Origin of the sequence: Gudongella sp. DL1XJH-153, assembly GCF_049310905.1 — a bacterium.
Lineage (GTDB): Bacteria > Bacillota > Clostridia > Tissierellales > Tissierellaceae > Gudongella.
In genome coordinates this window covers 77,869-89,043 of the sequence record NZ_JBMEMN010000005.1, presented here as the reverse complement: position 1 = coordinate 89,043, position 11,175 = coordinate 77,869, and the positions used below count along the sequence as shown (strand labels likewise).

Here is an 11,175-nt window from a genome sequence, read left to right as displayed (position 1 = left end):
GGGGCAAGAGCATAAAAGCTTACCGGAAAAGTCTTGGAATTGTCTAAAAAGAGTCCAAAAAAACATCCGCACCCCCAATCTTTGATTTTGATATATTTCATTGATAGGGTATCGGACTTGAAGCGCACGTGCCCAGCAATAGAAATATCAGAAATCTAGGATTTCTAGATATTTCATTGACAGGGTAAGAACTGCGGGCAAATACCTAAGAGCGAATGATGAATCGAGATCCCTCCACTTCGGTCGGGATGACGACCCCTTAATCTCTTACTTCTTAACTCTTACTTCTTAACTCTTACTTCTTACTTCTTAGATTTTAACAGCACAGACTCTTAGTTGCACTCAGAGTGACAATTCTTTAATTATTCAATGTTCACTGATCAATGTTCGTTGACCTACAGTCCTTTCACATCCTGCAAAGCCTCAGTATAATAATCATATACAACCTTGATATATCCATTCATCATCTGATTAACTTCATCATCTCCTGTATCAACAAGAAGTGGTTTTCCCTGGAGGGCAAATATCTTGCTTCTTGTAGCTATTACAATGATATTTTTCTTTCCGACCTTCTTTATTACCTCGGCACTCATCTGCTGGTTTCCTCTGCCGAATAGATATCCCTGTCCTCCTATTACCGTAACTATTATCTTTGCAGGGTCATCCCCAATTATTTCGAGAATCTGTTTTTCATTAACATCTGATGCCACAAGCTTCTTATCCTTTATTATATCTACTCCAAGAAGGCTGTTTGGGAGTCCAAGTTCCTCCATAATTCCGCGAACTGTAGTCCCTGAACCAATAATATAATAAATTCCATCTCGCATTTCCTCAATGACTTTTTCAGCTATTCCCGAGACAGCTTCCTTTTCATCTGCAAATCCACTGGATTTCTGAACCTGAGTCAAATCAGGCATATGAGGAATTCGCATATATCCAAAAAGCCTAGCTGTCAGAACACCATCCCTGTAGGCTCCCTCATCTATATCCATTACCTCTGCCTCTTTTGTTCCAATCTCCATATCCTGAAGATAATTGAAAGCAATCTCTCCTGCCCCTCCCGGATGGTTTGCAAAAACTGCTGAATGGATTTTCACCCCTGCCGGTATTCCTATTACTGGAACTTTTTCTCCAATGGCATTGAAAATATTTCTTGCTGTACCATCACCACCTGCAAATATTATAAGGTCAACATTTTCATCCATCATCATCCTTGCAGCCTTTTCAGTATCCTCGGCAGTGGTATTTTCCTTGACTGAATCAAGCACTGTAGGTTCAAATCCCAAATTCCTCATTTCATTTTCTCCCATATCTCCTGGGAATGTCAGAATTTCAAGCCTGTCCTTCAAGGGCACAAGAGTCCTCAAAGCTTTCTCAGCCTTGCCTGGAGATTCGGGCTTTGCTCCCATCTTTCTCGCCTTTTCAAGGACTTCAGGTCCATCTGTGCCCTTTAATCCAACCTTGCCACCCATGCCTGCGATTGGGTTTACTATTACGCCAAGCTTCATCGATATGCCCTCCTATCCTGTAATGTTCTTCATGCTAAGAGAAATTCTGCCCTTATCCTTGTCAACCTGAATAATTCTAACCTTAACGATATCTCCAACCTTGACGATTTCCTTTGGGTGCTTGATAAATTTATCGGCCAGTTCAGATATGTGGACAAGTCCGTCCTGCTTTACACCTATATCCACAAATGCACCAAAATCAACAACATTTCTTACCGTTCCATTAAGGACCATACTCGGAGACAGATCTTCAAGCTTGAGAATATCCTCTCTAAGCAAAGGTTTTGGCATTTCATCTCTTGGGTCTCTACCCGGTTTTTCAAGTTCCTTTACAATATCCTCCAAAGTCGGTAAGCCCACTTCGAGCTCAGTAGAAATTTCCTGAAGATTTATACTGTCCAGATTCTTATTCATTAATTTCTTTGCAATACTGTATGACTCAGGGTGAACTCCGGTATTGTCAAGTGGATCTTTGCCACCTGATATCCTTAAGAATCCTGCACATTGCTTAAAGGTCTTATCCCCAAGTCCTTTTACTGTGAGAAGCTCTTTTCTACCTGAAAACTTTCCATTCTCTTCCCTGTATGAAACTATGCTATTTGCAACTTTTGTCGATACTCCAGATACATACTTTAGAAGAGAAGGACTTGCTGTATTCAGATCAACTCCAACCCGGTTTACTGAATCTTCAACAACTGCTGTAAGGGCATCATCCAGCTTTCCCTGATTAAGGTCGTGCTGGTACTGTCCAACACCAATATGCTTGGGGTCAATCTTTACAAGCTCAGCCAATGGATCCTGAAGTCTTCTTCCTATTGATGCAGCTCCCCTTACCGTAACATCGTGATCCGGAAAGTCCTTCAACCCTACTTCTGATGCTGAATACACAGACGCTCCTGCTTCATTTACTATTGCATATGCCACCTTTTGTGGAATTTCCTTCATTAATTCTGCGACTACAGCCTCCGTCTCCCTTGACCCAGTACCATTTCCAATGGAAATCAGTTCAACATTATGTTTTTCTATCAATGCGGCCAGGGTTTTCTTGGTGGCTTCAATCTTTTTCTGAGGTTCTGTAGGAAAGACTGTTGTATGGTCGAGAAGTTTACCTGTATCATCAACTACTGCAACCTTGCATCCTGTCCTAAAGCCGGGGTCTATTGCAAGTACAGTTTTACCCTTGATAGGAGCCTGCATTAGAAGTGGTTCAAGATTCAATGCAAAAACCTTGATTGCCTCATCTTCAGCTCTTTCTGTCAGATCATTTCTTATTTCCCTTTCTATTGAAGGGTAGAGAAGTCTCTTGTATCCATCCTGAATTGCAGAATCAACATAACCCGTACATATGCTTGGCGGATTCTTTAAAAGCTTGTCTCTTATTATCTTTACGCCGTCGTCTCCTTCTATATATAGTGAAGCCTTAAGTATCTTCTCTTTTTCGCCTCTGTTGATGGCGAGGATCCTATGATTCAGAATTTTATTAACGGGCTCTTTAAAATCATAATACATTTCATAGACCGAATCAGCTTCTTTGTCGGTTGCATGAGTTACAAGGAGAGCGTTTCTCCACAAGTAGTTCTTTACTGACCTTCTAAAATCAGGGTCGTCTGCAATATCCTCCGAAAGTATATCCATTGCCCCCTGAACTGCTGCCTCCCAATCAGGAACCTCCTTCTCTTCGTCAACAAAGGTTGTTGCATAAGCAATCAGCTGCTCCTTGTTCATTCCCTGAAGCATAATCTCCTTTGCCAAAGGTTCAAGTCCCTTTTCCTTTGCCATTGTCGCTCTGGTTCTTCTCTTGGGTCTATAGGGCCTGTACAGGTCGTCCACCCTTTGAAGAGTGTCCGAGTTCAATATTTCTTTTTCAAGCTCTGGAGTCAACTTACCTTGCTCTCCAATAAGCCTTAATACCTCTTCCTTCTTGGATTCCAGATTCCTTAAATACATCAGTCTGTTATGCAGGTCTCTGAGCATAACATCTGTCATTTCTCCAGTCTGCTCTTTTCTATACCTTGCTATAAAGGGAATTGTGTCTCCAGAATCTATCATCTGGATTACATTTTCAATGTGTTTCTTTTTAAGTTTAAGCTCTTGGGCCAATCGCGATACAATGTCCATATGGAACCAACCTTTCTTATTTTACTTTTGCACAAAGGCCCTTCTACTGAAGGGCCTTGTATTTCAAGTATTCGTTGATAAAGTAATCTATGTCACCATCCATTACACGGTTGACATCACCGACTTCTGCATCGGTTCTGTGGTCCTTGACCATGTTGTAGGGATGAAATACGTAGGATCTTATCTGTGACCCCCAGGATATCTGTGAATAAGAGCCCTGAAGGTCATCTATCCTTTCCTTGTTTTCCTCCTGTTGCAGCTGGATCAGTTTAGCCTTAAGCATGTTCATGGCCGTAGCCTTGTTGTTGTGCTGGGACCTCTCTGATTGGCACTGAACGACGATACCCGTTGGAAGATGGGTAATCCTGATGGCTGAGTCAGTCGTGTTTACATGCTGTCCTCCGGCCCCTGAAGCCCTATAGGTATCAACCTTAAGATCCTTTTCATTTATTTCAACTTCCACATCATCATCTATCTGAGGATATACATCTATACTTGCAAATGATGTGTGTCTTTTCCCCGAGGAATCAAATGGCGAAATTCTGACCAGTCTATGAACTCCTTTTTCACTTCTAAGGTAACCATAGGCATTAAACCCTTCTATAAGAAGAGTCACAGACTTAATTCCACCTTCCGTATCTGCCTGAAGATCAAGTGTCTCTACACTGTATTCCTTGTTCTCAGCCCATCTTCTGTACATTCTAAGAAGCATTTCAGCCCAGTCCTGGGCTTCCAGTCCACCTGCTCCTGAATGTATGGAAAAAATTGCACTTTTCTGGTCAAATTCACCATTTAGGAGTGTTGAAACCTTAAACTTGTCAGCTCTCCTTTCAAGAATAGCAATATTCTTCTGGACATCCTTGTAATGGGAAAAATCATCCTCTTCAATTATAAGTTCTATCATTGTCTCCACATCTTCGATATCCTCAAGGAGTTTATCATAAAGCTCAATATCATTATTTATGGCTTTTATTTCCTGCATAATTCCCTGGGCTCTCTTTACATCATCCCAGAGGTCTTCCTTGTAGGATTCTTCCTGCAACTCCTTGACTCTGCTCCTTAGTTTAGGCAGGTCAAAGTGAAACACCCAATTCTTTGACCGTCTCCTTTATCTCATTAAGGCGGTCTCTGTCAAGATAGATACTCTCCACAATCTCACATCCCTTCATCATTCTACAGTATTACTGTTGTCTTGTCGGATCTCCATGGCATTTCTTGTACTTCTTGCCGCTTCCACATGGGCAAGGGTCATTTCTTCCGATCTTCTTTTCCTTGTTTACAACAGTCTTGTTTACTTGTTCCTGTCCTGGTGCAATTGCATTTACAGGCTGTGCCACTCTTTTTCTCTCGATGTTTTCGTTCTTGACCACATGGTATAGAAGTCCGACTGTATCTTCCGAGATACTCCTTGTCATTTCCTCAAACATATCAAAGCCTTCAGACTGATATGCCCTTACAGGGTCCTGCTGACCATATGCTCTCAAGCCAATTCCCTGTCTAAGCTGATCCATGGCATCAATGTGATCCATCCACTTTTTATCTACAACCTGAAGAAGCACAACTCTCTCAACTTCCCTGAACTGCTCTTCCCCAAACTCAGCTTCCTTGATCTTGTAAGCTTCCTCTGCTTTTGTCATGATCTTTTCAATAAGGTCTTCTTTTGTAAGCGACTCAATATCCAAGCCGACAAATATTCCCTGCTTGAATCCAAACTGTTTCATCAGATATGTTTCAAGACCTTCAAAGTCCCACTGCTCCGGATACTTCTCGCCTCTTGTATAAAACTCAACATTAGCTACTACAAGGTTTCGCACCATTTCATGGATATGATCCTTAAGATTCTCACCTTCAAGTACCTTTCTTCTTTCTCCGTACATGATCTCTCTTTGCTTGTTCATAACATCATCATACTGGAGAACGTGTTTACGGATTGAGAAGTTGTTTCCCTCAACCTTTTTCTGTGCGCCTTCGATTGTCTTAGTCAGGAGTGCATGCTCAAGAGGCTCATCTTCAGGCATATTCATACCATCAATTATGCTTTTTATTCTTTCACCTGCAAAAAGTCTCATAAGGTCATCTTCCAATGAAATGTAGAACCTTGAGCTTCCCGGGTCTCCCTGACGTCCGGATCTACCTCTAAGCTGATTGTCTATACGTCTTGATTCGTGTCTTTCAGTGCCGATTATATGAAGACCGCCTGCTTCCACTACCTTCATATGTTCACTCTTTGTGGCATTCTCATGCTTTTCTATCAGTTCATGGTATAGCTTTCTGGCATCCAGAATTTCCTGGTCATCGGTTTCAAAAAATCCATCGACGTAGGCAAGAACTTCATCGTCGTAACCTTTTTTCTTCATTTCATCCTTAGCCATATGCTCGGGATTGCCACCAAGTACAATGTCTGTACCTCTACCAGCCATGTTGGTTGCTATGGTGACTGATCCGAATCTACCTGCCTGAGCTACAATTTCAGCCTCTCTTTCATGTTGCTTTGCGTTTAGGACTTCATGCTTTATGCCCTCTTTTTTCAGCATCTTTGAAAGAAGCTCGGATCTTTCTATTGTTATGGTACCAACCAGCATTGGTTGTCCAATTTCATGCTTCTCTTTAATTTCATCTACAACTGCCCTGAATTTTCCAGCCTCAGTTTTATATACACTATCAGACTCGTCAATTCTTATTACCGGTTTATTGGTAGGAATCTCAATAACATCCATATTGTAGATTTCTCTGAATTCTTCCTCTTCAGTCTTAGCTGTACCCGTCATACCTGAAAGCTTTTCATACATTCTGAAATAGTTCTGGAAGGTTATGGTTGCAAGGGTCTTTGACTCACTTCTTACATGTAGTCCCTCCTTGGCCTCGATTGCCTGATGCAATCCATTGGAATATCTTCTACCATACATAAGTCTTCCGGTAAACTCATCGACTATTATGACTTCTCCATCCTGTACAACATAATCAATATCATTTTTCATTATGCTTCTTGCCTTGACGGCTTGGTTGATATGGTGAGCTATCTCCATATTCTCAACATCCGCCAGGTTTTCTATCCCAAAGAAGCTTTCAGCTTTGGCGGTTCCATTGTCTGTAAGAGCAATACTCTTTGCCTTCTCATCGATAAGGTAATCAACGGTTTCTTCCTTTATTTCCCTGTTGAATGGGTCAGATTTTGTCTCCTCCGGATCAAGCTTCCTATAGGAGAGCGTTTTTGCAAAGGAATCCGCCATCTGGTATAGGCTTGTTGACTTGTCACCCTTTCCTGAAATAATAAGTGGAGTTCTTGCCTCATCCACAAGAATGGAGTCAACCTCATCCACTATTGCATAGTAGAGATTTCTCTGAACCATTTCTTCCTTGTAAATAACCATGTTATCCCTAAGGTAGTCAAATCCGAATTCATTGTTTGTACCATAAGTAATATCAGCTTTGTAGGCTTCCTTCTTGTCCTTGTTGTCCATTCCATGAACTACACAGTCCACTGTCAGTCCAAGAAATTCGTACACTTTACCCATCCATTCCCTGTCACGTGTTGCCAGATAGTCATTGACTGTGATTATGTGAACTCCAAGTCCGGTTAGTGCATTTAGGTAGGCAGGCAATGTTGCAACAAGAGTCTTACCTTCACCTGTTTTCATCTCAGCGATACGTCCCTGATGAAGTATGATTCCTCCATATATCTGTACTGGAAAATGTTTCATTCCAAGTACTCTCCAGGAAGCTTCTCTTACAACGGCAAATGCCTCAGGAAGTATATCACTTAAGCCTTCACCACTAGTAAATCTATCCTTGAACTCATTTGTCTTCTCTTTAAGTGCGTCGTCACTAAGGTTCTGGATTTCTGTCTCAAGGGATAGAATCTGATTCACCGTATTATCCAGCTTCTTCAATTCCCTCTCACTATAGGTTCCGAAAACCTTGTCAAATAGTCCCATCAATAATCATCCTCTCAAAATTAACATCATTTAATTATACCATTTATCGTTAATAGTGCCAAATTAAAAAAGCAGGGCCTAAGCCCTGCTAAAATATCCGCAATTTAGTTGAAATCAGGTTCGATCAATCCGTAGTTTCCATCCTTTCTCTTATAGACAACTGATACTTCTTCAGTGTCAGCATCCATAAATACAAAGAAGTTATGTCTTAAAAGCTCCATTTGCAGTATAGCTTCTTCAGATGACATTGGCTTCAAACCGAATCTCTTTCTTCTTACAAGCTTTGGTTTGTCCTCTTCCTCTTCTTTAGTCAGGGAAGGTACATTGTCAAATCTTATGGTTTCATTGTTTCTATACCTTTTCTGTAGCTTTGTCTTATGCTTTCTAACCTGTCTTTCAAGTATGTCAACAGTCTTATCTATTGATGCATACATATCATCACTGGACTCCTCTGCCCTTAAAATAGTGCCGGGAAGGTTTATGGTAACCTCTATGATCTTCCTGTTTTTTTCAGTGCCAAATGTAACGTTACCTGAGATATCAGATTGGAAGTATTTTTCAAGCTTACTCAGTTTCTTCTCAGTTACGTCCCTTAGTGCGTCAGTTACCTCCATATTCTTTCCAGTATAGTTCATTTTCATAAACCCAGCTCCTTTCATGTAGCATAATCTCTTATACTATTTGTTCTTATTATACCCTCCCCCTACCAGTGACTAAACACTATTTTATCGACACTTTTATTTCCATTATTTTCCATGTGACTATTTGCAACTGGTCCATCATTGTGGATAAAACAATCCACTTGTTGTGGATAAGTTGACAACTTCCTGTGGATACTGTGGGCAAGTCTGTGGAAAACGCCACATATCGGGGTTTATTTTGTGGATTACACTCTTGATAATTCACAAGCAATAGGTTAGAGTATAATGAATAGAAACTTTCGAAGGAGAATAATTATGGATTTGAAAAAATACACAATCGGAATGAGAACGATTAAAACCGGTCTTGCTGTAGCCATAGGTTTATTGGTAGCAGAGGTGTTTAATCTTCAAAGCCCTCTGTTTGTAGGGATTGGTGCAATATCGACCATGCAGTCTTCGGTATCGCAGTCGTTTGTCATGGGCAAGAATAGAATGCTTGGAACTGTTACGGGAGCAATTGTAGCACTTCTATTTGCCCTTTACTTACCTCGAAACCCTTTTTTCCTGGGTCTTGGTATTATAATCGTTATTCACATATTGAATCTTCTAGACTGGAAAAAGTCTATTTCACTTTCAGCAATAGTATTTCTTGCAGTATCCAATAATCACGGCTTGGCAATGACACCTTATGCAATTAGCAGGGTTTTGGATACTTTTATAGGAATCGTAATTGCTGTTATAGTCAACTATTTTATTGCGGCTCCGAATAATGATATATTATTCAATAATTTTGTTAACAGAATGCTAGAAAATGCAAAAACTTCCACCTATAAACTAGTGGTCGGAAAGCAAAGAATTGACCTTCTTGATTTCAAGGAAGAACTTCTTGAAATTGAAAAACTCCAAGATTTGATCCAGCAGGAAACAAAAATCAACATAGTCAGAAACAGGGATAAGATTGAATCAGAAATCACCATCAGGATTATTCAAGATATTTACAACGACCTTTCTGCTCTACAGATGATGCAGTATATAGCAATTGTAAGTCCGGACAATCTAGACATGCTGCAAAATGTCTACTCAATAACCCCAATATGGGAGAAAAAAGCAATCATGCGAGAGAACGACATAATCTTTAACTACCACCTGCAAAGACTACTAAAGAATATCTTGTTCCTTATGGAACATTCACAGAGAAAACAAAACGACGCTTGATAGATTTAAAAAACCACCCTAGGGTGGTTTTTGTGATTAAAGTGCTCTATCGTCAATGTTCTCAAGAAATTCCTTTACTGGCTTGATTGCATATTGAACCGTGCCATCCTGGAATGGACTCTTCAGTCCTGCCAAATCCACAAGATCAATAAATGCCATGCTTCCTCCAGCTTTGCAAAGCTCCAGGTAATCTTTCCAGGCTCTTTCGCTATCCTCTAGGCTTCTTCTCCAGAACTGGAATGCACAAACCTGTGCAAGGCAATAGTCAATATAATAAAAGGGGTTCGAGAATATGTGACCCTGTCTCATCCAGTACCCTCCGCTTTCCAGGAAGCTGTTTCCACTGTAATCCTTAAATGGAAGATACTTCTTTTCCAGATCACGCCACACCTTTTTTCTTTCATCAGGTGTAAGATTTGGTCTTTGATAGATTATGTGTTGAAACTCATCCACCGTCACCCCATAGGGAAGAAAGCTGACTGCACCTTCAAGATGGCTATACTTGTATTTATCCACCCCTTCCTCAAAGAATGATTCCATCCAGGGCCAGGTAAGGAATTCCATGCTCATGGAGTGTATCTCACAGGCTTCAAGTGTCGGAAACTTGTACTCAGGAAGCTCCAGGTCCATGCTCATATAGGTCTGGAAAGCATGACCTGCCTCATGTGTCAGAACATCGATGTCACCGCTTGTACCGTTGAAGTTTGAGAATATAAAAGGCGCTTTATAATCAGGTATAACCGTACAGTATCCTCCACTTCTCTTTCCTTCCTTTGAAAGAAGGTCAAGAAGTTCATTTTCGACCATAAAGTCAAAGAATTCTCCAGTTTCACTTGAAAGCTCCTTGTACATCTTGATTCCCTTATCAAGAATCCACTCTGGTCCACCCTTTGGGTTGGCGTTACCCGATAAAAATTGAAGGGGCTCGTCATAGTATGTCAGTTCTTCCAAAAGGAGCCTCTTTTTCTGCCTATCCTTGATTTTACTTGCTAATGGAACAATGCTCTGCAGCACCTGCTCTCTGAAATTTCTAACCATGTTGTGATTGTAGTCTGACCTTGACATTCTGTCATAGCCCATCTGAATAAAATTCTCATATCCCAGCTTCTTTGCCATCCTGTCTCTTATCTTTACAAGCTGATCGTATATATCTCCTATCTCCTCTTCATTCTCCTCAAAATATGAAGTGTATGCATTGTATGCTTTTTTTCTCATCCCTCTGTCAGGTGATTCCATAAACGGTCTCAGCTGACTTAGGTTCCTGGTTTGTCCCTCAAATTGTATTGCAGCGGCGGCAACAAGCTTGTCATATTTTGTGGAAAGCTTGTTCTCTACAACAAGATCTTCCATTATTTCCTCGCTGAAAGTCTTTATCTGTAGCTCGGCCAGACGAAAAAGCTGTTCTCCCCAGACTTTTGATAGTTCCTCTTTAAATTGCGAACCAACAAGGGAACTGTAAAACTTTGTGATCATATTAGTATATCTTGGAGAATTCTCATCCATATACACCTGTTCCTTTTCATAGAAGGAATCCCTTGTGTCAATTGAATGTCTTATGCTGACCAAGGTATACATGGTCTCAAAATGGTTTCTTATTTCTGTGATTTTCTCGATTACCCTGCTTTGTTCCTGTGGATTTTCCGAGCTGTCAAACTCCTTTAAAAGCTCCTCAACCTCTTTTTCCATGGTGTCAAGGTGTGGCCTATTGTATTTAAAATCTCCGAATTTCATCATTGCACCTCCATTATCGTTCCTAAC

7 protein-coding genes are annotated in these 11,175 nt (G+C 40.7%); 1 reads left to right on the top strand and 6 read right to left on the bottom strand.

Features of this window, described 5'->3' with window-relative positions:
* Positions 1-395: 395 nt before the first annotated feature.
* The 5 genes from ACOEN1_RS03990 to hpf form a co-directional block, all read right to left on the bottom strand.
* Entirely contained in the window at positions 396-1,508 is a 1,113-nt protein-coding gene (locus ACOEN1_RS03990) for an ATP-NAD kinase family protein (protein ID WP_422485144.1), read from the bottom strand.
* A 12-nt stretch (positions 1,509-1,520) separates the two neighbouring features.
* Positions 1,521-3,626 (bottom strand): Tex family protein, encoded by a 2,106-nt coding sequence (locus tag ACOEN1_RS03985; protein ID WP_422485143.1) that lies wholly within the window; start codon positions 3,624-3,626, stop codon positions 1,521-1,523.
* 43 nt (positions 3,627-3,669) lie between these two features.
* Positions 3,670-4,777 (bottom strand): peptide chain release factor 2 gene (gene prfB, locus ACOEN1_RS03980; protein ID WP_422485147.1). Its coding sequence is split into 2 segments (ribosomal slippage): positions 3,670-4,701 and positions 4,703-4,777, totalling 1,107 coding nucleotides; the frame shifts between segments, so codons are not numbered across the junction.
* A 30-nt stretch (positions 4,778-4,807) separates the two neighbouring features.
* Positions 4,808-7,561: a preprotein translocase subunit SecA gene (gene secA, locus ACOEN1_RS03975; RefSeq protein ID WP_422485141.1), complete on the bottom strand. Its 2,754-nt coding sequence runs from the start codon at positions 7,559-7,561 to the stop codon at positions 4,808-4,810.
* A gap of 104 nt (positions 7,562-7,665) precedes the next feature.
* Positions 7,666-8,202 (bottom strand): ribosome hibernation-promoting factor, HPF/YfiA family, encoded by a 537-nt coding sequence (gene hpf / locus ACOEN1_RS03970; RefSeq protein ID WP_422485139.1) that lies wholly within the window; start codon positions 8,200-8,202, stop codon positions 7,666-7,668.
* Between the two features lie 315 nt (positions 8,203-8,517).
* Here hpf and ACOEN1_RS03965 point away from each other — a divergent pair, with 315 nt between their 5' ends.
* Positions 8,518-9,417: an FUSC family protein gene (locus ACOEN1_RS03965; protein WP_422485138.1), complete on the top strand. Its 900-nt coding sequence runs from the start codon at positions 8,518-8,520 to the stop codon at positions 9,415-9,417.
* A 36-nt stretch (positions 9,418-9,453) separates the two neighbouring features.
* On the opposite strand, the gene ACOEN1_RS03960 is transcribed toward ACOEN1_RS03965, so the two are convergent.
* The gene (locus ACOEN1_RS03960; RefSeq protein ID WP_422485137.1) at positions 9,454-11,148 is read right to left on the bottom strand and encodes a M3 family oligoendopeptidase; all 1,695 of its coding nucleotides are present in this window, start codon (positions 11,146-11,148) and stop codon (positions 9,454-9,456) included.
* Between the last annotated feature and the right edge of the window lie 27 nt (positions 11,149-11,175).

Bases quoted from the DNA above. Each gene is read 5' to 3' on its own strand.
- ACOEN1_RS03960 (WP_422485137.1), bottom strand. From the start codon at position 11,148: ATGAAATTCGGAGATTTTAAATACAATAGGCCACACCTTGACACCATG.
- hpf (WP_422485139.1), bottom strand. From the start codon at position 8,202: ATGAAAATGAACTATACTGGAAAGAATATGGAGGTAACTGACGCACTA.
- ACOEN1_RS03985 (WP_422485143.1), bottom strand. From the start codon at position 3,626: ATGGACATTGTATCGCGATTGGCCCAAGAGCTTAAACTTAAAAAGAAA.
- secA (WP_422485141.1), bottom strand. From the start codon at position 7,561: ATGGGACTATTTGACAAGGTTTTCGGAACCTATAGTGAGAGGGAATTG.
- ACOEN1_RS03990 (WP_422485144.1), bottom strand. From the start codon at position 1,508: ATGAAGCTTGGCGTAATAGTAAACCCAATCGCAGGCATGGGTGGCAAG.
- ACOEN1_RS03965 (WP_422485138.1), top strand. From the start codon at position 8,518: ATGGATTTGAAAAAATACACAATCGGAATGAGAACGATTAAAACCGGT.